Genomic DNA, 26,636 nt, shown 5'->3' with positions numbered 1-26,636 from the left:
CGCAACTGACGACAGGGAGCCCCCGATGATCTCCGCCGAGTACCTACGCACGCTGGCGCGCTACAACAGATGGCAGAACGATAACCTCGTTAAAGCAGCGGACGGGCTGGACGAGGCAGCTCGGCGCGCCGACGGCGGGGCCTTCTTCGGATCCATCTTCTGCACCTTCAATCACCTGCTCTGGGCCGACCGGATGTGGATGAGCCGCCTCGCCGGACGGCCGAAACCGGCCAAGCCGCTGACGGACTCGGTCTCGGAAACGCAGAACTGGAACAGCTTCAAGACGGCCCGCCTGGAAACGGACGAAGTGATTTCCGCCTGGGCGGACGGGCTGCGGGACGGCGACTTGGCCGGCTCGCTGAGCTGGTATTCCAGGTCCGCCGGTCGCGAACTCAGCCAACCGCTATGGTTGCTCGCGACTCACGTCTTCAACCACCAGACCCATCATCGCGGCCAGATTCACGCCCTGCTGACCGCCGCCGGCGCCAAACCCGGCGCCACGGATCTGCCCTTCATGACCGCTGCGTGACAATGCCGCACGGTCAAGACGTCGGCGCGCCGGAAACCGCCCAACGCAAGCGTGAGGGCCGGTCAAGACGGTGGAGACGCCGCAATGCCGGCTAGGTTTCGCCGCCGTCTTCAGCGAATCTTAACCCTGTTAGCCCTTGATGCGACCACGGTGCCGAGCGCACTTCTAAAGAAGTAGGGCTGCAAGGGGCTTACCCTTGAGCCAGGGAGGAAGATGCCCGTTGCGTAACCAGCGACGGAGGTCTTCCATGTGGACACTTTCCAACGACACCGGCGCGGCAGGGCGGCGCGGTGACAGCCCCCTCTCCTCTTCCAGACGCAGGCGGAAGGCGTCAGAGCCGCCGAGACCGCTGTTCCGAAAGCTGACAGAGGCGGAGGCGGCGCACTATCAAGCGCATCTGCTGCGGCTCGATTCGGCGGACCGCCGCATGCGCTTCTGCGGCGGCGTCAGCGATACGGCAGTCATCGAACACTGCGCAGCCATCGACTGGACGCAAACGGTGATTATCGGCTGTTTCGTGGGCGACAAGCTCCGCGGCGCAGCTGAGCTGCGGCTGCTCGACAGCACACCGCTGCAGGCCGAGTTCGCCCTGACGATCGAGCAGAGTTTTCAAGACCGCGGCCTTGGAACCGAACTGCTGCGCCGCAGCCTGATTGCGGCGCGCAACCGCTGCATCACCACGGTCACCATGATCTGTCTGATCGAGAACGCCCGCATGCAGCGCATCGCCCGCAAGTTCGACAGTGTCCTCGCGCTGGAAGAGGGCGAGATCGAAGGCCGGCTCAAGACAAGCTGGCCAACCTACCTGTCCTGGCTGGAAGAAGCCGCCGGCGACGCTCAAGCTTGGTTTCGCGCCCGCAGCTACGCCAACGGAGAGTTGCCGTTCAGGAAAATGGCCTAAACGCAGTTGGCCCGGGCAGTCCTCGCGAGGACTGCCCGGGCCAACTAGGCTTTTCACCTGCCGGTTTTCACCGGGCCGCAATCGACAATTTGGTTAGGCAGGCGCAGCGTTGGGTTGCGATTGCAGCAGGAGGAAGCGCTCAAGGCCCATCTTCTCGATCAGGCCGAGCTGGGTTTCCAGCCAATCGACATGCTCTTCCTCATTGGCCAGGATGCGCCCGAAGAGGTCGCGACTGACGTAGTCCCGCACGCCTTCGCTGTGCTCGATAGCATCGCGCAGGTCGGGAATGGCCTGATGCTCAAGCTTCAGGTCGCACTCCAGGACTTCCTTCACGTCCTCGCCGATGCGCAGCTTGTGCAGATCCTGGAGGTTCGGCAGCCCCCCCAGGAAAAGGATGCGCTCGATCAGCTCGTCGGCGTGCTGCATCTCCTCGATAGATTCCTTGTATTCCTTCTCCGCCAGTTCGGAGATACCCCAGTCCCGGAGCATGCGCGAATGCAGGAAGTACTGATTGATCGCGGTCAGCTCGTTGACCAGGATCTTGTTGAGAAACTCGATAACCTTCGGGTCGCCCTTCACTGTCTTTGCTCTCCTGAGTAAGGCTCGAACCTTGGACGGCCCGAGCGTTCCGACACAGCAAACAGCACCGCAGGCCCAAGACCTGCAGCGCTCTGCTCGTTCTTTCGTTATTGGGGATATATCTCAGGCAACGACGACGACAAACCGCAAATTACTTGCGGATTAAGCGGGCGCCCCCTGGAGCACAGCCGGGCCTGCATCGGCCGAGGCCGTTTGAACCATTTCCCGCACCGTATCGATACAGCGCCCGCATTGCGGTCGTACACCGTGGTGGAGATAGACCTTCGCGCAACTCGCCGCACCGGCATCCACCGCTTCGCGAACCTTGCGACAATTCAAGTTGTTACAGACGCAGACGATCACGGCAGATTTTGCTCCGACACGGTGTCTGGTTCCAACCATCGCCCATCTACTGCGAGCGACTTTCAATTGCGACAGTGAGCTTGCTGCGAACGATTGTCAATCTCAAACTGGCTCAAATCCGTTTGACGCGGCAGGTTGCGAAGAGCAGGTTTCTTCGGACCAGGAGTTGCGACTGAGTTCAGTTTGCAAGTGTCGGAGCGACCGCTCCTTGATCTGGATCAGGAAAACCGGATCGGACTGACGGCGGCCAAGGGCGCCGTCAGATCGGTAGGGTCTCGTCGTCGAGGCTCATCAGGGAGGCATTGCCGCCGGCGGCGGTGGTATCGATGGAGACCACGCGCTCGACCGCGAAGCGCTTGAGGTAGTTGGGACCGCCGGCCTTCGGACCGGTTCCTGAGAGCCCCTCGCCGCCGAAGGGCTGCACGCCGACGACCGCGCCGATCATGTTGCGGTTGACGTAGGCGTTCCCGACCTTGGCGCGACGCACGATGTAATCGACGGTGGAGTCGATCCGGCTGTGGATCCCCAGGGTCAGGCCGTAGCCGCTGGCGTTGATCGCCTCCACAACCTTGTCCAGGTGGCTGGCCCGGTAGCGCACCACGTGAACGAAGGGGCCGAAAACCTCGCGCTGCAGACTGTTGAGCGAATCGATCTCGAAGGCCGCAGGCGCAACGAAGGTACCCCGCTCCGTTTCGGGGCCCAGCGGCACACGGGCGATCAGCCGGCCGTCGTTGGTGAGCGCCTTGTCGTGGCCGCGGAGCAGATCGCGCGCCTCCTCGTCGATCACCGGCCCGACGTCAGTGGCCAGATCGGCCGGATCGCCGACCCGCAGCTCCGCCATGGCGCCGCTCAGCATCTCCAGCGTGCGGTCGGCCACCTCCTCCTGCAGGAACAGCACACGCAGCGCAGAACAGCGCTGTCCGGCCGACTGAAAGCCGGAGATCACCACGTCCTGCACGACCTGTTCGGGCAAGGCCGTGGAGTCCACGATCATGGCGTTCTGGCCGCCGGTCTCGGCGATCAACGGCACGACCGCGCCGTCCCGTGCCGCCAGCGCCCGGTTGATGGTCTGACCGGTTTCGACCGAACCGGTGAAGGCGACGCCGCCGACCCGCGCATCGCGCACCAGCCGTCCAGCGAGCGCCGCCCCGTCGCCCGGCAGCAGATGCAGCACCTCGCCCGGGATCCCGGCGGCCTGCATCAGACGCACGGCGGCCGCGGCGATCAGGCTGGTCTGTTCCGCCGGCTTGGCCAGAACCGCGTTGCCCGCCATCAGGGCCGCAACGATCTGGCCCGTGAAGATCGCCAAGGGGAAATTCCAGGGGGAAATGCAGAGAAAGACGCCGCGCCCGACCTGACGCAGTTCGTTGCGCTCCCCAGTCGGCCCCGGCAGGCGCCGCTCAACGCCGAAGGCCTCGCGCCCACGCGCCGCGTAGTAGCGGCAGAAGTCGACGGCCTCGCGCACCTCGGCCAGGGCATCGCCGACGGTCTTGCCGGCTTCCCGAACCGCCAGGGCCATCAATTCGGCCCGGTTTTCCTCGTAGAGCTCAGCGATGCGCTCCAGGATCGCCGCCCGCTGCTCGGCCGCCACCGCGCCCCACTCGACGGAGGCACTCTCGGCCCGGGCCAGGGCCTTGTCCGCCATCTCGGGCGTCGCCCAGACGGCCTCGCCCACCTGGCGGCTGCGGTCGGCCGGGTCGAAGACGGGCCGTGCCGGGCCGCTCTGGGCGACACCGCCCAGCAGCGGCGCCGCGCTCCAGGAAGTGGCGGCCCGACGCGCCATCGCCTGCCCAAGCTCCGCCACCGGTAAGGGATCGGCCAGATCCAGCCCAGCGGAGTTCACGCGCTCGCCCAGCGCCGGGCCGCCGAAGAGGTCGCGCGGCAGGGGAATGCGAGGATGCGGAATCGTCTCCAGCCGCGCGGCCTTAGCCACGGGATCGGCGACGATGTCCTCAAGCGGCAAGGCCTCGTCCTGGATGCGGTTGACGAAGGAAGTGTTGGCGCCGTTCTCCAGCAGCCGGCGCACCAGGTAGGCCAGCAGGTCCTCGTGACTGCCGACCGGCGCATAGATGCGGCAGGGCACGTCCAGCTTGTCGGGCCCCACGATCTGCGCATAGAGCGCCTCGCCCATCCCGTGCAGGCGCTGGAACTCGAAGTTGTCGCCTGTGGCCGGCGAACTGGCGGGACGGTTGCCGGCCATCTCCAGCACCGCCGCGAGCGTGTGGGCGTTGTGGGTCGCGAACTGCGGGTAGAAGGCCTGCGGATCGGCCAGCAGCTTCTTGGCGCAAGCCAGGTAGGACACGTCCGTCGAGACCTTGCGGGTGAAAACCGGGTAGCCCTCCAGCCCCCGCTCCTGCGCCAGCTTGACCTCGGTATCCCAGTAGGCGCCCTTGACCAGCCGCACGTTGAGCCGCCGGCCGGCCTTTACGGAGAGGTCGCCCAGCCAATCGACCAAGCGGCTGCAGCGCTTCTGATAGGCCTGGATCGCCAGGCCGAAGCCCTGCCAGTCCTTCAGCGCCGGGTCGCAGGCCACCGCCTCCAGCACCTCCAGCGAAAGGTCGAGCCGATCGGCCTCCTCGGCATCGACGCAGAAGCCCATGTTCTGCTCCGCCGCCATGACCGCCAGGGCCTTGAGCCGTGGCACCAGCTCCCCCAGCATCCGCTCGCGCTGGCTGAACTCGTAGCGGGGATGTAGGGCCGAGAGCTTGACCGAGATGCCGGGCCCCTCGTTGACCGTCTTGCCGCTGCCGGCCTTGCCGATAGCGCGGATCGCCGCCGCGTAGCTTTCGTAGTAGCGCTCCGCATCGGCCGCCGTGCGCGCCGCCTCGCCCAGCATGTCGTAGGAATAGCGGTAGCCCTGGCCCTCCAGCTCGCGGGCGCGGGTCAGGGCTTCCTCGACGCTGCGTCCCATGACGAATTGGCGTCCCAGGATCCGCATGGCCTCGCGCACCGCGGTGCGGATCACAGGTTCGCCGGACCGGTGCACCAGGCGGCGCAGGAAACCGCCGAGGTCAGCCCGCTCCCCCTCCTCCAGACGTACGACGCGTCCAGTCAGCATCAGCGCCCAGGTCGAGGCGTTGACGAAGAGGGACTCGCTCTTGCCCAGATGGTTCTGCCACTCCGCCGTTCCGATCTTGTCGGCGATCAGCTTGTCGACCGTGAAAGCGTCCGGCACCCGCAGCATCGCCTCGGCGAGGCACATCAGCACCACGCCCTCTTTGCTGGAAAGCTCGTACTCCTGCAGGAAGGCATCGATGCCGCCCTGGCGCAGGCGGGAGGTCCGCACCGCCTCGACCAGTTGGCGCGCCCGCTGCCCGACCCGGTCGCAAGCTGCCGCATCGAGCCGCGCTTCCTCGATCAGTCGGCGGACCACCGTCGTCTCGTCGGCCAGGGTGTCCTCGCGCAGCGCCCGGCGCAGCGGCCCGGTTTCGGCAAGCGCGGCATCGATCAGCATTCAGCAGTCCTCACGGCAACCCGGCGCCTGCGGCGGCCTCCGCCGCACCAGCGTCCATTTCCTTCGCCAAGGTAGCGCATCCCGCATCGGAGCGAAGGGAAACAGACTGCGCCAAGCCGTTGGCAGGGGTCGTCTTTTTGCATGAGGTCGGCGATTTCTCCCGTTGACCTCGCATCCCGGCCGACCGAGGGTTCGCTGCCCTTCCGCATCGGCGCTCTTTCAAGTCGAAAAGCGCCCGACGCCAACACCCGTTCAGGTGAATTTCGCGGTGATCCCGCCATCGACCACCAGTTCGGTGGCGGTCACGTACTTGGCCTCGTCGGAGGCAAGGAAGAGGCTGGCGTAGGCCACGTCCCAGGCGTCGCCCATCTTGCCGGTCGGGCACTGGGCGTCGCGCAGTTCGACCATCTTGTCGACATCGCCCTCCGCGTAGACCTCCTTCAGGGGTTCGCGGATCATCGGCGTGTTCATCAGGCCCGGCAGGATGGAGTTGGCGCGGATCCCCTTGGCCGCGTACTGCAGCGCCACGGCACGGGTGAACTGGATGACGCCGGCCTTGCTGGCGGCGTAGGAGATATAGGGCACACCGGCCCAGCGGATGCCGGCGATGGAGGCGATGTTGACCAGCACACCGCCCTGGCCGTTCTCCTCGAACTGCGCCTCCATGACCGGCAGCACGTGCTTACAGGTCAGGAACATGGAGGTAAGGTTGACGTCCATCACCCGCTGCCAGGACTCCTCGGAGGCCTCGACCGGTCCGCCGACCTCGACGATGCCGACGTTGTTGTGCAGCACGTCGATCCGGCCCTCCGCATTCCAGGCGGCCTCCCGTGCTGCCGCGACCATAGCCGCGACCTGATCCCCGTCGGTCACGTCCGCTGCGAAGGCCGAGGCGGTGCCGCCCTCTCCGGCGATGAGGCCGGCGGTCTCCTCCGCCGCCGCGCCGTCGCGGTCGACGCAGAGCAGCTTTGCGCCCTCCCGCGCGAAGAGCGCCGCCGTCGCCTTGCCGTTGCCCCAGCCAGGCCCGCTGGAGCCTGCCCCCACCACGATCGCCACCTTGTCCTGCAGCCGCCCGGCCATGCTCCGCACCTCCCCTATTCGCAGTCGTTTGTCTGCGTTTCAGTAGAAAGCTATGCCGCAAGCCCGACTGGAGGCCAAGTGCGGAGCGCGCAGGGCTTGCCCGACCCCGTGGCGGCTTGCCATGTTTTGGTTGCCTCGGTGCCGCGACACTGCGCCGAGGCGAAACGCCGGCCCCTTGGCGGAACTGGTAGACGCACGGGACTTAAAATCCCGGGTCTTCGGACGTGCGGGTTCGAGTCCCGCAGGGGCCACCACCCTTCGCTCCTTGAGCTTCGGCCCGTGCAGTTTCGAGTCCCACAGCCAGCCCCAGCATTTGGCCGGTCGGCTCCCCTGTGTATGATCCAGTGTGACATGTCCCACGACGCCAGAGAGATCGCCAACTTCTTCCTCGACCACGCCGACTCGCGGGGCGTACCGATGACGATCATGTCTCTTCTCAAGCTAATCTACTTCGCACACGGCTGGCACCTCGCACGCTGCGGACAGCCACTAGTGAAGAGCCGGTTCGAGGCGTGGCAACACGGGCCTGTGGTGCGGTCGGTCTACGAGTGCTTCCAGGGAGCGGGTGATAGGCCGATCCAAGACAGGGCGACCCGGTTCGACCCTCTTACCGCGACCAGCTTGCCGGCGGACTACGAACTCGACGCAGAGGAACGGGCGTTCCTTCGGCAGATCTTCGACGCTTACGCTCACCTGCACGCCTTTCGGCTGTCCGACCTGACGCACGAACCGGGCTCCCCCTGGGACCAGCTCTGGAACGAAGCGGGCGGCTCTACGAGCCCCGGCATGAGGATCACGGACGAGAGCATCCGGGACCACTTTATGCGCCGACACCACCTCCAGGGCGAGCACTGACAGAGCGAGATTCTCCTTGCCTTGACTCCCTCCGCGACTCCTCCATAGAGTCGCAAGATGTCGTACTCGCGTCTCCCATCGCTACCTCATGTAGCTAAGTCCATCCGACCGACCGTGGAGGCTACGGTGCGGCAGCTCCACCGACTCGACAGAGGCACCCCGCCGTTTAGCTACGACCTCTCGTGGCGGTTGGCGTTCCCTCTCTACAGTGGCTCGGTCACCCGCGACGCCGCCCTTGAGGCGTGCCGCCGGATCAGGGTCCCGCTAGGCGCACGGTGCAACGCCGAGGTCGTTGGCATCCTTTGGCAGGACGCCCAGCGGGCGTCGTACTTCTGCCACCCGTTGAAGGACCGGCTTTTCCCGATCCGTCGCGACCTGGCAATCCCGGTGCGGCCGCGCTTCTACTTCGTAAAGGACGGGGCTGTACACATATTCTGGCTTCAGCCGTGGAAGACTTTCGACCTCACGGAGGAGCAGCTCGGCATCTTAGCTTCGGTCATCAAACAGACATTCGCTGTGGACGACTTCGACGGCGCCCGGCTCTACCTCCTCGACACGAGCGCCGACGAGGAAGACGGGCAGCGGAGCCCTCAGGTATTTGGGTTCGACGACTTGCCCATGCTTGATGACGCAGCGCTAAAGGGTGCGTTCGATCGGTTTGCCGCAGCTTACGACGCCTTCATGGCCGAGAGGGAGCCGAAGCCCTCGCGGCCAAGGCCGGATCAGCCGCAACAGGGTCTGTTCGACTGAATCGGTTGCGCGTCGGCGGGCCATCCTGGCCGCCCTGCCCTTAACGTCAGAAGCACAGGCCTGGGGAGAGGAAGTTTACTTCTCCGCGCCGCTGGAGGGGATCGCGGTGGAGCCGGATGCGCGCGATCTGGTCGAGCTGGGTGAGGTGGCGGTCTGAGTACAGGGCTCAGCTATAGCCCTAGGCTACGGGCGCACACCGGTTTCCCATGACTCGGAAATCCGCTTGGTGACGCCGGTCAACATCTTGGGCCGGGCGCGCGAGGATCAGCGCGCCCTGGCGGCTGTGACCGACGGCGAGCCGGTCCGGGTCGAAGCGGCGGACTGATCCGGGAGCGATTCTCCCCGTCCTACCCCTCCCCGTCGTAGCGGGCGCGGCTCATGATGCCGATGCCCATGGCGGCGGAGCCGAAGGTGATCGCGAGGCCCGCGAAGATCATGACGATCCCCAGCCAGCCTTCCCGCTGGGTCGAGGCCAGGGTCCAGAGGCTGAAGAGGTCGAAGTAGAGCAGCAGGCCGGTCAGCGCGGCCGCTGCGGTCACGCCCAAGGCCAGGTGACCGCCGAGAAATCTCAGGAAGTGTTTTTCGTGAGGGAGCAGACCGGCCATGCCCAGAGTGTGGCGGCTGTGCCGCGCGGATCAAGAGGGAGCGTCGGTGTGTTTTGCGCGACCCTGACCGGCAGGCCCGCCGAGCGGATCAGGCAACACTTTAGCGTGCAACACTTTTCCCACTCGAAACAATAAGTTGGCGGCCGGGCTTCAACCGACCTTCATCGGTTCAGCCGTTGGCCGGCCAGGATGGTAGGGGTGGCGGGTCTCGATCGAGTCTCGGCGTCTACTGGGTCTGGCCGCCGTCTCGAACCCGGCGCCAGTTGGCGACGTTGCGGTTGTGCTCGGCGAGGGAGGTCGCGAAGGCATGCCCGCCGGTCCCGTCTGCGACGAAGTAGAGGTAGTCGCTCTCTGCCGGGTTCAGGGCGGCCGCCAGGGCGCTGCGTCCGGGGTTGGCGATCGGGCCGGGCGGCAGGGCCGGGATCCGGTAGGTGTTGTAGGAATGCTCGACTTCCCAGTCGGCGCGGGTCAACGGCCGGCCCAGGGGCCCGGTACCCTCCGTCAGCGCGTAGACGACCGTGGGGTCGGACTGCAGGCGCATGCCGCGGTTCAGACGGTTGATGAAGACGCTGGCGACCAGCGCCCGTTCGCCGGCGACACCGGTCTCCTTCTCGATGATGGAGGCCAGTACGACCGCCTGCTCCGGCGTTTCCAGCGGCAGGCCCTCAGCCCGGCCGATCCAGAGTTCCTCCAGCACCGCCTGCAGGGAGGCCCGCATGCGGGCGACCAGATCGGCTCGGCTGTCACCCCAGGCGTAGTGGTAGGTCTCCGGCAGCAACGCGCCCTCGGCCGGCACCTCCGGGACCTCACCGACTAGTCCTTCGGCCGCCTCGATCAGGGCGACCACCTCGTCGGACGTCAGTCCCTCCGGGATCGTCAGGCGGCGCACCACGGTCTCCCCGCTGTTCAGGCGGTCGAGCACGTCCTGCATCGTGGCGCCGGGCGCGAACTCGTACTCGCCGGCCTTCAGGCGGGTTGCCTGCTCGGTCAGCTTGGCGCCCAGACGGAAGACCAGCGGCGCGGAGATGACGTTGGCGTCCGCCAGCCGCTCGGCGATCTGCTCCAGCCCCATGCCCGGGTCAACGACCACCCTACGAGTGGCGTCCAGCGGACCCGGCTGCGTGAAAGTGGCGTAGCCGTTGTAGGCTACGAGTCCGGCCGCGGTCAGACCGGCCACCAGAACCAAACCCAAAGTGAGGCGCAGAAACCTCAAGGGCACCTCCGGCGTCTAGCTGTCGAAGCGGCTCAAGACCAGGCTGGCGTTGGTCCCGCCGAACCCGAAGGAGTTGCTGAGCGCATGGCGCACCGGGCGCTCCTTCGGCTGCAGCGGAACGAGGTCGACGGAATCGGTTTCGTCGGCCGGATCTTCCAAATTGAGCGTCGGCGGCACCACACCGTCGCGGATCGACAGGGTGCAGAAGATCGCCTCGACCGCGCCGGCGGCGCCCAGCAGATGCCCGATCGCCGATTTGGTGGAGGACATGGACACTGTCTCGACCGCCGGGCCGAACAGCTTCTTGACCGCGCCCAACTCGATCACGTCGCCAAGCGGCGTCGAGGTGCCGTGGGCGTTGACGTAGGCGACCTCGGAGGGGTCGAGCTGCGCCCGCTTCAGCGCGGCACGCATGGAGCGGAAGGCACCGTTGCCGTCCTCCGGCGGTGCCGTGATGTGATAGGCGTCGCCGGAGAGGCCGTAGCCGGTCACCTCGGCATAGATATGCGCCCCGCGCTTCTTCGCGTGCTCGAGCTCCTCGAGCACCAGCGCGCCGGCCCCTTCCCCCATGACGAAGCCGTCGCGGCCCTTGTCCCAGGGACGCGACGCCGTGTTGGGGGTGTCGTTGTAGTTGGTCGAAAGCGCGCGCGAGGCGCAAAAACCGGCCACGCCAATGCGGTTCACCGCCGCCTCGGCCCCGCCGGCGATCATCACGTCGGCATCGTCGAGCGCGATCAGGCGCGCCGCGTCGCCGATGGCATGCGCACCGGTCGAACAGGCGGTCACCACGGCGTGGTTGGGCCCCTTGAAGCCGTAGCGGATGGAGACGTGGCCGGAGACCAGGTTGATCAGCGCCGCCGGAATGAAGAAGGGCGAGAGCCGGCGCGGCCCACGCTCATGCACGGTGACGGCGCCTTCGCAGATCGTCTCCAGCCCGCCGATCCCCGAGCCGATCATGACGCCGGTCCGCTCAAGCGACTCCTCGTCGCTCGGCATCCAGTCGGCGTCTTCCAGCGCCTCCTGCGCCGCGGCGACACCGTACATGATGAAGCGGTCGACCTTCCGCTGTTCCTTCTGCGGCATGTACTCGTCCGCATTGAAGCCGCCGCTGGTCTTCTCCCCCTGCGGCGGCTGGCCGCCGATCTTGCACGTCAGGTCGGAGACGTCGAAGTTCTGGATGGCGCTGATGCCGGAGTCGCTTGCGAGCAGGCGCTGCCAGACATGGTCAACACCTGTGCCCAAGGGCGTTACGAGCCCTAAACCGGTTACGACGACGCGTCTCATATCACTCTATACCGGAACGCAAAGCCGGCCCGCGGGGCGGCGCCTTCGCGACCTGCGAGGGCGCCGGGTCCGGGGCTCAGGACTCCGCGTTCTCCTGGATGAAGTCGATCGCATCCTTCACGGTCACGATCTTCTCGGCGGCGTCATCAGGAATCTCGCAGCCAAACTCTTCCTCGAAGGCCATGACCAGCTCGACCGTATCGAGGCTGTCGGCGCCCAGATCGTCGATGAAGCTGGCGCTCTCGGTGACTTTCTCTTCCTCGACCCCGAGGTGCTCTACAACGATCTTCTTCACGCGGTTCGCGATGTCGCTCATAACCCTCTCACCTTCTCGATTCCCCGGGAGGCCGAACCCCTCGTCCCCCTATACACGTCTGTTCCGGAAATTTCCGTTCGACTTGGACCTCAGTCGTCTCAGGCCGTCATCGCTTCAGGCCTCAGTCGCCGCCGGAGCGGTGCGACTCCGCAGACCCTCGCTCACTTTTCACCGGTCTTGAGGCGAGGCCTCTTAACACAGGCTCCCAGCTTTGCCAATCGGCCTACAGACGCCTTGGAAATTCCGCGATTGCCCCTCCGGATGCGGTCATAACATCGCCATTCCGCCGTTCACATGCAAGGTCTGCCCAGTGACGTAGCCGCCCTCTCCGGATGCCAGATAAGTAACTGCCGCAGCGACGTCTTCGGGAGTCCCCAGCGCGCCGGCCGGCACAGCTGTCAGGATGCGCTGCTTCTGCTCGTCGCTCAAAACGCCCGTCATGGCCGTCTCGATGAATCCCGGAGCCACGCAGTTGACGGTGATGCCGCGACTTGCGACCTCGGCCGCCAGGGACTTGGACATACCGATCAGACCGGCCTTGGAGGCCGCGTAGTTGGTCTGTCCCGGATTGCCGGTGACGCCGACCACCGAGGTGATATTGACGATCCGCCCCCAGCGTCGCTTCATCATGCCCCGCAGAGCGGCGCGCGACAGGCGGAAGGCCGCCGTCAGATTGACGTCCAGGACCGTCTGCCAGTCCTCGTCCTTCATGCGCAGGGCCAGGTTGTCGCGCGTCAGCCCGGCGTTGTTGACCAGGATGTCCAGACCGCCCAGCGCAGCTTCCGCCTGACCTGGCAGGGCGGCCGTCGCCTCGGGATCGGAGAGATTACAGGGCGTGACGGCGACCCGTTCACCCATTTCGCCGGCCAGCGTCTCCAGCACCTCGACCCGGGTCCCCGACAGCGCCACGGCGGCGCCCTGGGCGTGCAGACTGCGCGCGATGGCAGCGCCGATACCGCCGGTCGCGCCGGTGACCAGTGCGGCCTTACCGCTGAGATCGAACATCCGCTTACGCTCCTAAAAGCTTTTAAAGGCTACCAAGAAAGGACTCGATATCGGCCGGACCGCTCAGCGACTGAGCCGAGAGTTGCCGGTCGATCCGGCGCGCAAGACCGGTCAGCACCTTACCGGCACCGCATTCGACTAGTAGCTCGACGCTCTCGTCGCGCATGAACTCGACCGATTCGCGCCACCGCACCAGACCGGTGACCTGCTCAACCAGCAGGCGGCGCAACGTTTCCGGATCCTGCAAGGGCCGAGCCGTCACGTTGGCGATCAAGGGGACCTGCGGCGGCGCCAGGGTCACGGCGGCCAGCGCCTCGGCCATCACATCGGCGGCCGGTGCCATCAGCGGGCAATGAAAAGGCGCGGAAACCGGCAGCATTACACTGCGCTTGCCGCCGCGCTCGGCCGCCAGAGCCACTGCGCGCTCGACGGCCGCCTTGTCGCCCGAAACCACCACTTGCCCCGGCGCGTTGTCGTTGGCCGCGACGCAGATCTCTCCCGCCTGCGACGCCTCCTGCGCCACGTCTCGCACACTTTCCAGATCGAGGCCGAGGATGGCGGCCATCGCGCCGGCACCGACCGGCACTGCCTTCTGCATCGCCTGGCCGCGCTGCCGCAAGAGACGCGCGGCATCGCCCAGCTCCAGACTGCCGGCCGCGGCCAGCGCCGAGTACTCGCCCAGTGAGTGACCGGCGACGAAGTCCCCAAGCTCGAACAGCGGCGTCCCGCCGTCGCGCTCGATCACACGGGTCACGGCCAGGGAAACGGCCATCAGCGCCGGTTGCGCATTTTCGGTCAGCGTGAGATCGCTCTCCGGCCCTTCGAACATGAGCCGGGAGAGGCGCTGTCCCAAGGCATCGTCCACCTCTTCGAAAACCAGGCGGGCGGTCTGAAAGGCTTCGGCTAGGTCACGGCCCATGCCGACCTGCTGGCTTCCCTGGCCGGGGAAGATAAAGGCGCGTTTTGGCATCGCTTTTCTTGAAGGAAGCTCTCGAATCTGATGGTTACGGCTGCAATCCGAAGATGAGTCCGGCCTGCAGGCGTCTGTGAGGGCGGGTATGTCTACCCTGCCCCGTTACCCTGTCAAGCTCAGGGTCAAGCTCAGGACCCCGAGACAGCCGGAGCGATCGAGAGCCTCTTGCCTGCCGCGCCGGTGACCTACTGAGCCGCCTTGCAGGGCCGAATCGTCGGACTTGCACACCGTCGGCCAATCGCTATATTCCGCGCTTCCCGCCAGCCGGAGGCCTCTGCCGCAGGGTCTGGCGGGAAACTCCTTGCCGTCTGCCGCTCGCCCAAGCGCTTGGGATGCACGCAGTCGGCTAGGACCGGGACGGCCGCCCGTTTTCGGGGGGCGCCGGTCCATGAAACAGCCGAAAGGAGTCCATCGGTGCCTTATTATGAAAGCGTGGTCATCGCGCGCCAGGACCTGTCCGCGCAGCAGGTCGAACAGCTGACCGACGAGTTGGCCGAAGTCATCAAGGCGGGCGGCGGCGAGATCGCCAAGCGCGAGAGCTGGGGCCTGCGCAACCTCGCCTACAAGATCAAGAAGAACCGCAAGGGCCACTACGTCCTGATGAATCTAGACGCCCCGGCCGAGGCGGTGACCGAGTACGAGCGCATCATGCGCTTCAACGAGGACATCCTGCGCTACCTCACCGTACGGGTGAAGGAGCTCGATCCCGAACCCTCAGCCGTTCTCCAGAACCGCGGCGGCCGGGACGACCGGAGAGGACCGCGCGGCGATCGTGGAGATCGCGGCGACCGGGGTCCCCGTGGCGACCGAGGCGGAGACCGTGGTCCGCGCCGCGACCGCGACGAGCGTCCTGAAAACCGAGCCGGGGAGTAAGCGACATGGCCGTCGAAATCGTCAGCAAGAGCGCCGGCCCGCGCCGGCCCTTCTTCCGCCGCCGCAAGTCCTGCCCCTTCTCCGGCCCCAATGCGCCGAAGATCGATTACAAGGACATGCGCCTCCTGCAGCGCTTCGTTTCTGAACGTGGCAAGATCGTGCCCAGCCGCATCACCGCGGTTTCGGCCAAGAAGCAGCGTGAGCTGGCCCGCGCCGTCAAGCGCGCCCGCTTCCTCGCCCTGCTTCCCTACGTGATCCAGTAGGCGGCGGACCCAGGAAGGCAAAAGACATGGAAGTCATCCTACTCGAGCGCATCGAGAAGCTGGGGCAGATGGGCGACGTCGTTCGCGTCAAGCCCGGCTTCGCGCGCAATTTCCTGCTCCCCCAGCGTAAGGCGCTGCGGGCGACCAAGGACAATCTGACCTACTTCGAGAGCCAACGTGCGCACCTGGAGGCGGAAAACCTCAAGCGGAGGGACGAGGCCGCGGCCGTGGCCAAGAAGATCGACCACGCACAGGTGATCCTGATCCGTCAGGCCGGCGAGACCGGGCAGCTTTACGGTTCGGTCTCCTCCCGCGACCTTGCCGAGGTGATCCGGGAAAACGGCGTCAGCGTGGCTCGTGGCCAGATCGTTCTGGACAAGCCCATCAAGACCTTGGGTCTTCACGACATCCGGGTGCGCCTGCATCCGGAGGTCAGCATCACCATCACGGCGAACATCGCCCGCTCCAACGAAGAGGCCGAAACCCAGGCGGCCATCGGTGAAGCGGTCAGCCCGGAAGAACAGGAAGAAGCCCTGGCCGCAGCGGAAGCTGCCCTTGAGGAGCAGCTTGAAGCTGCCGACGATGACGCCGAGGGCGATGAGGAAGCAGACCAGCGGCTCAACGCCTGATCTGCCTGACCTGCTTCCGTCGGGCCGCCCTCCGCCGGACAGTCGAAACAAGACCCCGCCTCGAACGCCGAGGCGGGGTCTCTTGTTTGTTATAATGCATTTTTATGACATGCCCTGGACAGGCAGATTGATGGATCGCTAACATTTTCCCCAGCTTGACGGCTCGAGGCCCTATGCCCGCTACAGGGCTTCGACCTGCCAAGGGTTCGCGTAAGGGGTTTCAAGCACGGGGTTTCAAGTACGGGGTTTCAAGTACGGGGCAGTACCTGCGGGCAGGCCAACCCGTTGGCGTCGGAGGGTCCGGCGATGCTGACGCACCGCTTATTCGCAAGGGTCATTCGCAGGGGCGATCTCACGATCACCTATGCCGATGGTCGGAAACGGCGCTACGGCGACGGTCACGGCGAACCTATCGGCGTCCGACTGACGGACCGGGCCACAGAGCGCAAACTGCTGGTCAACCCGAAGCTGGCCTTCGGCGAAGCCTACATGGACGGCCGCATGGTGATCGAGGAGGGCGACCTGGAAGCCCTGCTCACCCTGGCGATCGGCAACATGAGCCACCTGGAAAACCACGGTCTCTTCCGCTGGCTGGAGATCGCCGAACAGGCCCTGCGCAGGCTGGTATCGTTCAATCCCGTCGACCGATCGCGGAAGAACGTCCACCACCACTACGATCTGTCGCGCGGACTGTACGACCTCTTCCTCGACGCCGACCGTCAGTACTCCTGCGGTTACTATGCGACAGAGGCGACGGATCTGGAGCAGGCGCAACGCGACAAGAAGCTCCACATCGCCGCCAAGCTGAAGCTCGACCGGCCGAACCTGAAGATCCTGGACATCGGCTGCGGCTGGGGCGGGCTGGCCCTCTACCTGGCTGAGACCGCCGAGGCCGAAGTCTTGGGCATCACGCTCTCGACCGAACAACTCGCGCTTGCCCGGGAACGCGCCAGGCAACGTGGACTGGACAAGCGCGTGCGTTTCGAGTTGATCGACTACCGCCATCTGGAGGGAAGCTTCGACCGCATCGTCTCGGTCGGTATGTTCGAGCATGTCGGCCCGGCCCACTATCGCACCTTCTTCGACCGCATCGCGGAGTTGCTGCGGCCGGACGGGGTGGCCTTAGTCCACTCGATCGGGTCCACACACGCGCCGACCGCGACCAATCCCTGGCTGCGCAAGTACATCTTCCCAGGCGGCTACACACCGTCGCTGAGCGAAGTCCTGCCGGCCGTCGAACGATCCGGGCTCTGGACAGCCGATATCGAGATCCTGCGCCTGCACTACGCCAAGACACTGCGGGATTGGCATAACCGCTTCATGGCCAACTGGGACAAGGCGGCAGCGCTTTACGACGAACGCTTCTGTCGCATGTGGGAATTCTATTTGGTGGGCTGCGAGCTCTCGTTCCGGCAGATGGGCCAAATGGTCTTCCAGCTTCAAATGGCTCGAGACGTCGAGGCGCTGCCGATCACCCGCGACTACCTGTTCGATTGGGAGCACCAGCGGCTCGGCAAGAGTGAGAGGCGGAGGGCTCCCGCCAAGCCAGCCCACGCCGCAGAGTAGACAATCCTACTCTGGTTATAGGTTTAGAGCGCGACCGCTCGGCCAACACTTACGCTTCGCCGCGCGGGGCACCCTGGACCGAGCTTGCAGTGTTCGGTCTTTCTCCCGCTGTACACCCTATCCACAGGGTCGCAGGGGCTGCACAGCGGACGTCGGGGCGCTACTGTCGCGTCCCATGAACGCGAACGCACCTAACGCGACCGTCGCTCAGCTGCCCGGGCTGGCGGAGAGCGCCAACCGTCTGCCGCCCGTCAACATCGAGGCCGAGCAGGCGCTGCTGGCCGCCGTTCTGGCGAACAACCACGCATTCGAGCGCGTCTCCGAGTATCTGAACGCGGAGCACTTCGCCGACCCCGCCCATGCGCGGATCTTCGAGGCCTGTCGTAAGCTGATCGAGCGCGGCCAGCAGGCCAATGCCATCACGCTGCGCAACGTCTTCGACCAGGACGGCGACCTAGCCGACGTGGGCGGCGCGGAGTATCTGGCGCAGCTTCAAGCGTCCTACGTCACGATCGATTCCCGCCATTACGGCGAACTGATCTACGACCTCTTTCTGCGCCGGCAGTTGATCGACCTGGGCGAGGAGATCGTCAACGAGGCCTTCCGGCACGACCTGGAGGTCGCGGCGCTCGATCAGATCGAAACCGCCGAGCAGCGACTCTACAAGCTTAGCGAACAGGGCCAGGTCGAGGGCGGGCTGCAGCCGTTCCGAAGCGGCTTGGCCGAAGCGATCGAGGCGGCCGAGGCCGCCTACAAACGGGACAGCAAGCTGGTCGGCGTCACCAGCGGCTTCGACGACCTGGACGAGATGCTGGGCGGACTGCACCGCTCGGACCTGCTGATCCTAGCCGGGCGCCCTTCCATGGGCAAAACCGCGCTGGCCACCAACATGGCGGTGAACGCGGCCCGCAGCAAACGCGTGGACGTCGATGCCGACGGCAACGAGATTGAACGGCCGGAGGTCGTCGCCTTCTTCTCCCTCGAAATGTCGGCCGAACAGCTTGCCTCTCGCATCATCGCGGAGGCGGCGGACGTGCGCAGCGACCTGATGCGCAAGGGCCAGCTCAACGAGGAGGAGATGCGGCGGGTGCTGGATGTGCACCGCGAGCTCGAACGCCTGCCGCTCTACATCGACGATACGCCGGGCATCACGGTCGGCGCCCTGCGCAGCCGGGCACGGCGGCTCAAGCGTCAGGTCGGCCTCAGCATGATCGTGCTGGACTATCTACAGCTTCTGCAGCCTCCCGCCGGCATGCGGTTGGACAACCGCGTTCAGGAGGTCAGCGAAATCACCCGCGCCTTGAAGATCGTCGCGAAGGAACTCAACGTGCCCGTCCTGGCTCTGTCCCAGCTTTCGCGCCAGGTTGAGAACCGCGACGACAAGCGCCCCCAGCTCTCGGACCTGCGCGAATCGGGATCGATCGAGCAGGATGCCGACGTGGTGACCTTCATTTACCGGGAGGACTACTATCTGGAGCGTGAGGAGCCGACCCAGCGCCTGAACGAGACGACAGACAAGTATCAGGAACGGCTCGACCGCTATAGCGAACGGGTCGAGCGGGCGCGCAACAAGGCGGATGTCATCATCGCCAAGCAACGTCACGGCCCGATCGGTACGGTGACGCTTCACTTCAATCCGGATCGTGTGCGCTTCTCGAATCTAGCCGACGACGACCGCTTGCCGGAGCACTACTGACCCTTTATGCCGAGCCTTACCGCGTCCGATCCAGCCGCCCGGGCCGGAGCGATCCTGGAGATCGACCTGCCGGCGCTGGCCGCCAACTGGCGGAGTCTCGCCACAGAGACGCGGCCGGCCGAGGCGGCAGCCGTGGTCAAGGCCGACGCCTACGGGCTGGGACTCGCGGAAGCGGCGCCGACCCTCTGGGCCGCCGGCGCCCGTACCTTCTTCGTTGCACATCTCGACGAGGCGCTGACGCTGCGCCGCCTCTTGCCGGAAGCCGCGATCTACGTTCTCAACGGACTGATGGCCGGTGCGGAGACGGACTACCTGGCTCAGGGCCTGTGGCCAGTCCTAAACAGCCTCGAGGACGTGAGCCGTTGGCGGCAAACCCTGGCGGGAGCGGGCACGGCAGAGACGGATCCGACCGGACAGGGACCTCAGGCAGCCCTGCAGGTGGATACCGGCATGAGCCGCCTGGGACTCGACATCCGCGAACTCGCGGTCCTGACGGCGGAACCGGAGCGCACCCAAGGCATCGCCCTTTCCTATCTGATGAGCCACTTGGCCTCTGCCGACGACCCAAACTCTTCCCAAAGTGAGGAGCAGCTCGCGGAATTCCTGACAGCGCGCCGCGATCTCGCTGCGGCGACCGGGCGCGCAGGCGCAAGTTTCGCCAACTCGGCGGGGATCTTTCTCGGGCGGAACTATCACTTCGACCTCGTTCGGCCCGGCAGCGCTCTCTACGGCATCAATCCGACGGGAGATCGCCCCAATCCCATGCGCCAAGTGGTTCGGTTAAAAGGAAAAATCTTACAGGTTCGCGAAATTGACGCCCTTCGGGGCGTCGGATATGGTGCGACCTGGCGGGCGAAGGGCCCGACTCGCATAGCCACCGTGGCGGTGGGTTACGCCGACGGCTATCTGCGGTCTCTCTCGAACTGCGGTTACGCCCTCGTCGGGGGGCAAAACGTACCGGTGGTGGGGCGTGTTTCCATGGATTTGATCACGCTCGACGTGACGGCCGTTCCTGAGGCCGCGGCCCGCCCCGGCGCCTTTGCGGAGCTCTTGGGCAGCAACCTGACCGTCGATGCCGTCGGCCAGGCCGCAGGGACGATCGGCTACGAGATTCTGACCTCGCTCGGCCGCCGCTACCATCGCGTTTATCTGGAGGGTGCTGCGTGATTCCGGTGTTGCAGCCGCTCGGTCGGACGTTCCTGGCTTTTCTTAACGCAACCGGTCGCCTGTCGATCTTCACCGGGCAGGCGGTCTCCCACTGCTTCAGGCCGCCTTTCTATCCGCGCATGGTCCTGCGTCAGATGGTGGACATCGGTTACTACTCGCTTCCGGTGGTCGGCCTGACGGCGATCTTCACCGGTATGGTGCTGGCGCTGCAGAGCTATACCGGTTTCGCGCGCTTCTCTGCCGAATCCGCGATCCCGAACGTGGTGGTGGTCTCGATCACCCGCGAGCTGGGCCCGGTTCTGGCGGGTCTGATGGTGGCTGGCCGGGTCGGCGCGGCCATGGCGGCCGAGATCGGCACCATGCGGGTGACGGAGCAGATCGACGCACTGACGACCCTGGCAACCAATCCCTTCAAGTATCTGATCGCGCCGCGCCTGCTTGCAGGGACCGCCGTGCTGCCGGTTCTGGTGCTGATCGCCGACATCATCGGCGTCTTCGGCGGCTATCTGGTCTCTGTCTACAAACTCGGCTTCAACGGCGCGACCTACATCACGAATACTCTTGAATTCCTAGAGTTTCAGGACGTTTTCTCCGGACTGGTCAAGGCCGCCGTCTTCGGCTTTCTGATCGCCTTGATGGGCTGCTACAACGGCTTCCACTCGCGCGGCGGCGCCCAGGGTGTCGGTGCCGCCACGACCAACGCGGTGGTTTCGGCCTCGATCCTGATTCTCAGCTTCAACTATCTGATCACCGAACTGTTCTTCGCGCGATGACGGCAGCGACCTCCCTCCCCAAGATCCAGATCCGCGATCTGCATGTCTCCTTCGGCAAAAACAAGGTTTTGCAGGGCGTCAACTTGGATATCGCCAGCGGGGACTCCCTGGTGGTCATCGGCGGATCCGGCAGCGGAAAGTCGGTTCTGTTGAAGTGCATCCTGGGGCTCCTGTCTCCGCAGTCCGGCTCGATCAAGATCGACGGCGAGGAAATCGTCGGTCTGAGCGGCGACGATCTGGAGGCGGTACGGCATAAGATCGGAATGCTGTTCCAGTCGGCAGCCCTCTTCGACTCTCTCTCCGTTTGGGAAAATATCGCCTTCGGGCTGATGCAGGGTGAGCAGATGCCACGCCGCGAGGCGAAGGCAGTGGCGATCAAACGCTTGGTCGACGTGGGTCTCCAGCCGGAGGTCGGCGCGTTGATGCCCGCAGAGCTGTCCGGCGGAATGAAGAAACGCGTCGGGCTGGCGCGCGCCATCGCCACCGAACCGGAAATCATCTTCTTCGACGAGCCGACGACCGGTCTCGACCCCATCATGGGGGCAAAGATCGACAAGCTGATCGTCGAGGTGACACACGCCGCCGGCGCCACGGGCCTGACCATTACCCACGATATGGCCAGTGCCCGGCGCATCTCGAACCGCATGGCGATGCTGTTCGAAGGCCGGATCATCTGGGACGGTGCAACGGACCAGGTCGAAGCCTGTGGCAATCCCTATGTCGAGCAGTTCATCAACGGCCGGCCGGACGGCCCGATCGAGATGCAGATCCAGGATCACTTCCTCTAGACTGTCGTTGAAGGGGCGCCCGACGCCGCCCCCTCTTGCAGTGGTCTGTTTCGAAGCCGACTTCGAAACCCACCCTGCACCTGCGAGAGCCGCTGTAGCCTTGTCGAAACGCACCACTCACTACGTCTGTCAGTCCTGCGGTGCCAGCTACCCAAAGTGGGCCGGCCGCTGCGAGGCCTGCGGCGAGTGGAGCACGATCGTCGAAGAAGCCCTGCCGGAGGCCACGCCCGGAGGCCTCGGCGGCAAGGCCGGGCGGTCGAGTCGCGGTGTCGATTTCGTTCCGCTCAAGGGACAGGAGCGTCAGGCGCCGCGCCAGGCCAGCGGGATCGCGGAGTTCGACCGCGTGCTGGGGAGTGGACTGGTACGCGGATCCGCTGTCCTGATCGGCGGGGATCCGGGCATCGGGAAGTCGACCTTGCTTCTGCAGGCCGCTGCCGCTCTCTCGAAGGGCGGGGCAGCCGGCTGCGCCTACGTCTCGGGCGAAGAGGCCATCGAGCAGGTGCGCCTGCGCGCGGAGCGGCTCGGCCTATCGGATGCGCCCGTCGAGTTGGCGGCGGCCACCAACGTGCGCGAGCTCAAGGCGGCCCTGGATCGGCCGGAGACGCCGGACGTCGTCGTGGTCGACTCGATCCAAACCATGTACGTGGACAACCTGGACAGCGCGCCGGGAACGGTCGGCCAGGTTCGCGCCAGCGCGCAGGAGTTGATCCGCGTCGCCAAACGCCGCGGTTTCGCCCTGCTCCTGGTCGGGCATGTCACCAAGGAGGGGGCGATTGCCGGCCCCAAGGTACTGGAACACATGGTCGACACCGTTCTGACCTTCGAAGGCGAGCGCGGGCACCAGTTCCGAATCTTGCGCGCGGTGAAGAACCGCTTCGGACCGACCGACGAGATCGGCGTGTTCGAGATGACCGATGGCGGACTAATCGAGGTTCCCAACCCATCGGAGCTGTTCCTAGCGGAACGTCATGGCGAGATATCGGGCGCTTGCGTCTTCGCCGGCTTGGAGGGTACACGCCCGGTCCTGGTCGAGATTCAGGCTCTGGTCGCCCCTTCGCCGCTCGGTACGCCCCGGCGCGCCGTGGTGGGCTGGGACGGCAACCGCCTTGCCATGGTGCTGGCGGTTCTGGAGGCACGTTGCGGGGTTTCGACGGCAGGCCAAGACATCTATCTCAACGTCGCCGGTGGACTGCGCGTTGCCGAACCGGCGGCAGATCTGGCTGTCGCCACAGCTTTGCTGTCGGCCATCAGCGATCGACCGGCGCCGTCCGAGACGGTGGTCTTCGGCGAAGTCGGGCTGTCAGGCGAAGTACGCGCGGTCGGTCAGACCGACCTGCGCCTGAAGGAAGCCGCCAAACTCGGCTTCACCCGGGCGCTCTGTCCGTCGGCACGCGGCCGGAAAACCCGACCGCCGGAGGGCATCGCCGTGGAGGACATCGCTGCCTTGGGGGACCTGGTGCAACTCTTCCTGGAGTCGACACCGCCCAATCGGATCGCGGAGGTCTGAGGCAAGGTGGAAGGACTGCCCATCAATATCGGCGATCTGATCGTGCTGGTGACGGTCGGTCTCGCGGCGATCATCGGACTGCTGGCCGGCTTCGTCTACGCCATCCTGTGGATCGCTGCCTGGGCCGGCGCGATCGCCGTGGCCATTCTGTTCTATCCCGTCGCCGAACCTTTCGCGGCGGAGCTGATCGGCGCCGGGCTGTTCGCCTCGGTCGGTGCCGGGCTGGCGCTTTTCCTGGTGTCGCTGGTGGTCTTCATTGTCGGCGCCTATCTCGTCTCCAAGGCCGTCCGGGCCTCCGCCCTAGGTGCATTGGATCGCACATTGGGCCTGATCTTCGGCCTGGGCTGCGGTGTCGTTGCGATCAGCGCGTTATGGCTGGGATACGCATGGCTCATACCCCCGCAAGACCGCCCGGCCTGGATCAACGAGGCCCGGTCCTTATCTCTGGTAAGAGCCAGCGCGGAAACCCTCGCCAGCCTGCTGCCGGAGGACTATCAACGCCGGCTCGAGGAGGAAGGGGCAACAGCGCCGGAGCAACCGTTCGTGCCGCCGATCCAGCCGGGTACCGAAGACAGCGGCGGTCGTGCCAACGGCCCCGCGACAGAGTATAACGAGCAGGATCGGCAGCGTCTGGAGCAGCTGATCGAACAGCGGCAGTAACTGAGGCCCCGCTCGCGGGGGCGAAACGCGGAGGCCCGAGGGCCCGACGGCATGATCACGACCCATCCCTTCGAGACCGCTCGCCAGGACGGCGACAAACTCCGCGAAGAATGCGGCGTCTTCGGCATCTGGGGCCACGTGGAGGCGGCGAATTTCTCCGCTCTAGGCCTGCATGCCCTTCAGCACCGAGGGCAGGAGGCGGCCGGCATCGTCTCCTTCGACGGCCAGCAGTTTCACGCACATCGCGGCTTGGGCCATGTCGGCGACATCTTCGGCAGCGAAAACGTGATGAGCAGCCTGAAGGGCCGAGCCGCGATCGGGCACAACCGCTACGCCACCACCGGAGATACGGTACTGCGAAACGTGCAGCCGCTGTTCGCCGAGCTGGCTTTCGGCGGTTTCGCTCTCGCCCATAACGGAAACCTCACCAACGCCTCGACGCTGCGCCGGGAACTGGTTCAGCGCGGCGCGCTGTTCCAGTCGACGATGGACACCGAGGTGATTATTCACCTGATGGCCCTGCAGACCGACTCCACGGTCATCGAAAGGCTGGTCCATGCGCTTTCGCGTGTCGAGGGAGCCTATTCCCTGGTCGCACTCTGCGAGGACATGGTGGTGGGCCTGCGCGACCCCCTGGGGGTACGCCCGCTGGTGATCGGCCGACTGCCGATGGAGCAGGCCTACGTCATCACCTCAGAGACTTGCGCGCTCGACATTATCGGGGCCGAATTCGTCCGCGACGTCGAACCTGGAGAGCTGATCATTCTCGACAAGAACGGCCTGACGGCGCAGCAGGTCTTTCCGAAGCAGCCCCGACGCTTCTGTATCTTCGAGCATATCTACTTCGCACGCCCCGACTCGATTATCGAGGGACGGTCGATTTACGACTCGCGGCAGAGAATCGGGGCCGAATTGGCCACTGAGAGCCCGGTCGACGCAGATGTCATCATCCCGGTTCCGGATTCGGGCGTGCCGGCGGCGCTCGGCTACGCCCAGAAGGCGGGCATACCCTTCGAGCTGGGCATCATCCGCAATCACTACGTCGGCCGGACCTTCATCGAACCCGGCCAGAAGATTCGCGATCTGGGCGTCAAGCTGAAGCACAACGCCAACCGCGCCAAGATCGAGGGCAAGCGGGTGGTGCTGGTGGACGACTCCATCGTGCGCGGAACCACCAGCCGGAAGATCGTCCAAATGGTGCGCGCGGCCGGGGCCACCGAGATTCACTTCCGAATCGCAGCACCGCCGACGACCGACCCCTGCTTTTACGGCGTCGACACGCCTGACAAGGACGAGCTGCTGGCCTCCAGCATGACGGTTGCGCAGATGAGCGCACACATCGGCGTGGACAGCCTCGCCTTCATATCGATCGACGGTCTGTATCGCGCCATGGGCGAAGCCAAACGCAATGCCGAGAAACCTCAGTACTGCGATGCCTGCTTCACAGGCGACTATCCGACCCGTCTGACCGACCGGGAAGATCGGATCAGCCCGCAGCCGCTGTTGTTCAAGGAGCTGACGAGCGCGTGATCGGCCGTTTGGCCAACGCTCTTTTCGGAGGTGCGGGCGCACTGGCCGCCGGACAGGCCCCCGCATTCTACGCTCAATATCTGCAACGACTGGGAGGCCGGCTGGACCAAGCGATCTCAGCCGTGGAACGGGTCCGTGCCGACGCGGCGGCACGGGGGGAAGGTCTGGACGACTACATCGCGCTGTCCCTCGCCGACACCTCCACGCGCGCCCAGGAAGCTGGTCAAAGGGCACTGGAAGCGGTACAGACCCGCGATGCGCTGCGCGAGGCCTACGCGGCCTTGAGCGTGGCTCGCCCCCTGGAACGGCCGCAGGTCTTTGCCGAGCATTTCGACCGCGGCCTCGCAGAAGCGACCATGAGGGATTTCGTCCCGGCCCTGCCAGTATCGCCGGAGGGACTGATCTATGCTGCGGTCGGACTGTTGTTCGGTCTGGCGGTTCTCGCCGGCCTGGAGGGAGTGGGCCGGTCCCTGTTCGGCACGCCACGAGGAGATCGAGGTTTGAAGCGAAACGGATGACAGACGAGTCCGCCAAAAGGTTTGCCGGCAAGGTTGCGGTGGTGACGGGCGCTTCACGCGGGTTGGGCCGCGCACTGGCGCTCGGCCTCGGGCGCGAGGGCGCGCAGGTCGTGGCCTGCGCAACCGACAGAAGCGTGGGAGCCCTGGAGGATCTGGATGACGCGATCCAGAAGGCCGGGGGGCTTCGCCCGACCTTGGTCCCTTTCGATCTGAAGGACGGCGAGCGGATCGACGCGCTGCCCTCAGCGCTCGTTCAACGGCATGGCCGGCTGGACCTGCTGATCGGCAACGCAGCCGTGTTGGGCGGCCTCTCCCCCATCGGCCATGTAGCGCAGAAGACCTGGCGGGACACCTTCGCAGTCAACCTCGACGCCAACCAGCGCCTGCTCGCGCGACTCGATCCCTTGCTGCGGCAGTCGAAGGGGACGGCGCTTCTCGTGTCCTGTAGCGTCGCAACAGAGGCGCCCGCCTACTGGTCGACCTATGCGGCCAGCAAAGCCGCCTTGGAGCGGATGGCTGCGATCTACGCCAAGGAGGTTGCGAAGTTCGGGATCACCGTGACCTGTGTCGCGCCCGGCCCCTTGCGTACCCGCCTGCGCGCTCAGGCTTTTCCCGGGGAAGACCCGGAAAGCGTGACCGATCCTGAAGCCGAGGCCGCCAGAATTCTCGACCGGCTCGCTGACGGCACGCAAAGCACCATGACGCAGGGGAACGCGGCGAATGCCGAGTCGCCTTGACAGACCGGCGCGCGTGGCTATC

27 protein-coding genes, 1 tRNA gene and 1 pseudogene are annotated in these 26,636 nt (G+C 65.6%); 19 read left to right on the top strand and 10 right to left on the bottom strand.

Features of this window, described 5'->3' with window-relative positions; translation table 11 throughout:
• The first annotated feature begins 25 nt into the window (after positions 1-25).
• Both ACO054_RS03520 and ACO054_RS03515 read left to right on the top strand, forming a co-directional pair.
• Positions 26-529, top strand: coding sequence for a DinB family protein (locus ACO054_RS03520; protein ID WP_421709061.1), 504 nt, complete (start codon positions 26-28; stop codon positions 527-529).
• Positions 530-776: 247 nt separating this feature from the next.
• The gene (locus tag ACO054_RS03515) at positions 777-1,430 is read left to right on the top strand and encodes a GNAT family N-acetyltransferase (protein WP_421709060.1); all 654 of its coding nucleotides are present in this window, start codon (positions 777-779) and stop codon (positions 1,428-1,430) included.
• 93 nt (positions 1,431-1,523) lie between these two features.
• On the opposite strand, the gene bfr is transcribed toward ACO054_RS03515, so the two are convergent.
• The 4 genes from bfr to ACO054_RS03495 form a co-directional block, all read right to left on the bottom strand.
• The gene (gene bfr / locus ACO054_RS03510) at positions 1,524-2,009 is read right to left on the bottom strand and encodes a bacterioferritin (RefSeq protein WP_421709059.1); all 486 of its coding nucleotides are present in this window, start codon (positions 2,007-2,009) and stop codon (positions 1,524-1,526) included.
• Between the two features lie 162 nt (positions 2,010-2,171).
• Entirely contained in the window at positions 2,172-2,411 is a 240-nt protein-coding gene (locus ACO054_RS03505) for a (2Fe-2S)-binding protein (RefSeq protein ID WP_421709058.1), read from the bottom strand.
• A 220-nt stretch (positions 2,412-2,631) separates the two neighbouring features.
• Entirely contained in the window at positions 2,632-5,826 is a 3,195-nt protein-coding gene (gene putA, locus ACO054_RS03500) for a bifunctional proline dehydrogenase/L-glutamate gamma-semialdehyde dehydrogenase PutA (RefSeq protein WP_421709057.1), read from the bottom strand.
• 252 nt (positions 5,827-6,078) lie between these two features.
• Positions 6,079-6,906 (bottom strand): SDR family NAD(P)-dependent oxidoreductase, encoded by an 828-nt coding sequence (locus ACO054_RS03495; RefSeq protein ID WP_421709056.1) that lies wholly within the window; start codon positions 6,904-6,906, stop codon positions 6,079-6,081.
• Positions 6,907-7,075: 169 nt separating this feature from the next.
• Between ACO054_RS03495 and ACO054_RS03490 the strand changes: the two genes are divergently transcribed.
• The 4 genes and pseudogenes from ACO054_RS03490 (at position 7,076) to ACO054_RS03475 (ending at position 8,836) form a co-directional block, all read left to right on the top strand.
• A tRNA-Leu gene (locus ACO054_RS03490) sits at positions 7,076-7,160 on the top strand.
• A gap of 97 nt (positions 7,161-7,257) precedes the next feature.
• Positions 7,258-7,761 (top strand): Panacea domain-containing protein, encoded by a 504-nt coding sequence (locus ACO054_RS03485; RefSeq protein ID WP_421709055.1) that lies wholly within the window; start codon positions 7,258-7,260, stop codon positions 7,759-7,761.
• Positions 7,762-7,887: 126 nt separating this feature from the next.
• Positions 7,888-8,511 (top strand): hypothetical protein, encoded by a 624-nt coding sequence (locus ACO054_RS03480; RefSeq protein ID WP_421709054.1) that lies wholly within the window; start codon positions 7,888-7,890, stop codon positions 8,509-8,511.
• Positions 8,405-8,836, top strand: a pseudogene (locus ACO054_RS03475) (cyclophilin-like family protein). The gene ACO054_RS03480 and the pseudogene ACO054_RS03475 overlap by 107 nt, the downstream one beginning before the upstream one ends.
• A 22-nt stretch (positions 8,837-8,858) precedes the next feature.
• Here the strand turns inward: ACO054_RS03475 and ACO054_RS03470 are convergent.
• The 6 genes from ACO054_RS03470 to fabD form a co-directional block, all read right to left on the bottom strand.
• The gene (locus tag ACO054_RS03470; RefSeq protein WP_421709053.1) at positions 8,859-9,116 is read right to left on the bottom strand and encodes a hypothetical protein; all 258 of its coding nucleotides are present in this window, start codon (positions 9,114-9,116) and stop codon (positions 8,859-8,861) included.
• A gap of 226 nt (positions 9,117-9,342) precedes the next feature.
• On the bottom strand, positions 9,343-10,329 hold the full coding sequence (mltG, locus tag ACO054_RS03465) for an endolytic transglycosylase MltG (protein ID WP_421709052.1): 987 nt from the start codon (positions 10,327-10,329) through the stop codon (positions 9,343-9,345).
• Positions 10,330-10,344: 15 nt separating this feature from the next.
• Positions 10,345-11,613: a beta-ketoacyl-ACP synthase II gene (gene fabF, locus ACO054_RS03460; RefSeq protein WP_421709051.1), complete on the bottom strand. Its 1,269-nt coding sequence runs from the start codon at positions 11,611-11,613 to the stop codon at positions 10,345-10,347.
• A 76-nt stretch (positions 11,614-11,689) separates the two neighbouring features.
• Entirely contained in the window at positions 11,690-11,929 is a 240-nt protein-coding gene (locus ACO054_RS03455) for an acyl carrier protein (protein WP_119167956.1), read from the bottom strand.
• A gap of 267 nt (positions 11,930-12,196) precedes the next feature.
• Positions 12,197-12,934, bottom strand: a complete 738-nt coding sequence (gene fabG, locus ACO054_RS03450) for a 3-oxoacyl-[acyl-carrier-protein] reductase (RefSeq protein ID WP_421709050.1) — start codon at positions 12,932-12,934, stop codon at positions 12,197-12,199.
• Between the two features lie 22 nt (positions 12,935-12,956).
• Positions 12,957-13,904: an ACP S-malonyltransferase gene (fabD, locus tag ACO054_RS03445; protein ID WP_421709049.1), complete on the bottom strand. Its 948-nt coding sequence runs from the start codon at positions 13,902-13,904 to the stop codon at positions 12,957-12,959.
• A gap of 417 nt (positions 13,905-14,321) precedes the next feature.
• Here fabD and rpsF point away from each other — a divergent pair, with 417 nt between their 5' ends.
• The 13 genes from rpsF (at position 14,322) to ACO054_RS03380 (ending at position 26,614) form a co-directional block, all read left to right on the top strand.
• Positions 14,322-14,780: a 30S ribosomal protein S6 gene (rpsF, locus tag ACO054_RS03440; RefSeq protein WP_421709048.1), complete on the top strand. Its 459-nt coding sequence runs from the start codon at positions 14,322-14,324 to the stop codon at positions 14,778-14,780.
• 5 nt (positions 14,781-14,785) lie between these two features.
• Positions 14,786-15,043, top strand: a complete 258-nt coding sequence (gene rpsR, locus ACO054_RS03435; protein WP_119167952.1) for a 30S ribosomal protein S18 — start codon at positions 14,786-14,788, stop codon at positions 15,041-15,043.
• 26 nt (positions 15,044-15,069) lie between these two features.
• Complete coding sequence (gene rplI, locus ACO054_RS03430; protein ID WP_421709047.1) at positions 15,070-15,672, top strand: 50S ribosomal protein L9; 603 nt, start codon at positions 15,070-15,072, stop codon at positions 15,670-15,672.
• Positions 15,673-15,978: 306 nt separating this feature from the next.
• Entirely contained in the window at positions 15,979-17,238 is a 1,260-nt protein-coding gene (locus ACO054_RS03425; RefSeq protein WP_421709046.1) for a class I SAM-dependent methyltransferase, read from the top strand.
• Between the two features lie 175 nt (positions 17,239-17,413).
• Complete coding sequence (locus ACO054_RS03420; RefSeq protein WP_421709045.1) at positions 17,414-18,934, top strand: replicative DNA helicase; 1,521 nt, start codon at positions 17,414-17,416, stop codon at positions 18,932-18,934.
• 6 nt (positions 18,935-18,940) lie between these two features.
• The gene (gene alr, locus ACO054_RS03415; protein ID WP_421709044.1) at positions 18,941-20,101 is read left to right on the top strand and encodes an alanine racemase; all 1,161 of its coding nucleotides are present in this window, start codon (positions 18,941-18,943) and stop codon (positions 20,099-20,101) included.
• Complete coding sequence (locus ACO054_RS03410) at positions 20,098-20,874, top strand: MlaE family ABC transporter permease (protein WP_421709043.1); 777 nt, start codon at positions 20,098-20,100, stop codon at positions 20,872-20,874. Before alr ends, ACO054_RS03410 begins: the two co-directional genes overlap by 4 nt.
• The gene (locus ACO054_RS03405; protein WP_421709042.1) at positions 20,871-21,662 is read left to right on the top strand and encodes an ABC transporter ATP-binding protein; all 792 of its coding nucleotides are present in this window, start codon (positions 20,871-20,873) and stop codon (positions 21,660-21,662) included. The genes ACO054_RS03410 and ACO054_RS03405 overlap by 4 nt, the downstream gene beginning before the upstream one ends.
• A gap of 100 nt (positions 21,663-21,762) precedes the next feature.
• Positions 21,763-23,169 (top strand): DNA repair protein RadA, encoded by a 1,407-nt coding sequence (radA, locus tag ACO054_RS03400; protein WP_421709041.1) that lies wholly within the window; start codon positions 21,763-21,765, stop codon positions 23,167-23,169.
• Positions 23,170-23,175: 6 nt separating this feature from the next.
• A complete protein-coding gene (locus tag ACO054_RS03395; protein WP_421709040.1) occupies positions 23,176-23,829 on the top strand; it encodes a CvpA family protein in 654 nt (217 codons plus the stop codon).
• A gap of 51 nt (positions 23,830-23,880) precedes the next feature.
• Positions 23,881-25,359 (top strand): amidophosphoribosyltransferase, encoded by a 1,479-nt coding sequence (gene purF / locus ACO054_RS03390; RefSeq protein WP_421709039.1) that lies wholly within the window; start codon positions 23,881-23,883, stop codon positions 25,357-25,359.
• Positions 25,356-25,877 (top strand): DUF2937 family protein, encoded by a 522-nt coding sequence (locus ACO054_RS03385; RefSeq protein ID WP_421709038.1) that lies wholly within the window; start codon positions 25,356-25,358, stop codon positions 25,875-25,877. The genes purF and ACO054_RS03385 overlap by 4 nt, the downstream gene beginning before the upstream one ends.
• Positions 25,874-26,614, top strand: a complete 741-nt coding sequence (locus ACO054_RS03380; protein WP_421709037.1) for an SDR family NAD(P)-dependent oxidoreductase — start codon at positions 25,874-25,876, stop codon at positions 26,612-26,614. Before ACO054_RS03385 ends, ACO054_RS03380 begins: the two co-directional genes overlap by 4 nt.
• Positions 26,615-26,636: the final 22 nt, after the last annotated feature.

Source organism: Algihabitans sp., from assembly GCF_965226985.1.
Classification (GTDB): domain Bacteria; phylum Pseudomonadota; class Alphaproteobacteria; order Kiloniellales; family DSM-21159; genus Algihabitans.
The sequence above is the reverse complement of the archived record's forward strand: the minus strand, read 5'-3'. Positions and strand labels throughout refer to the sequence as shown.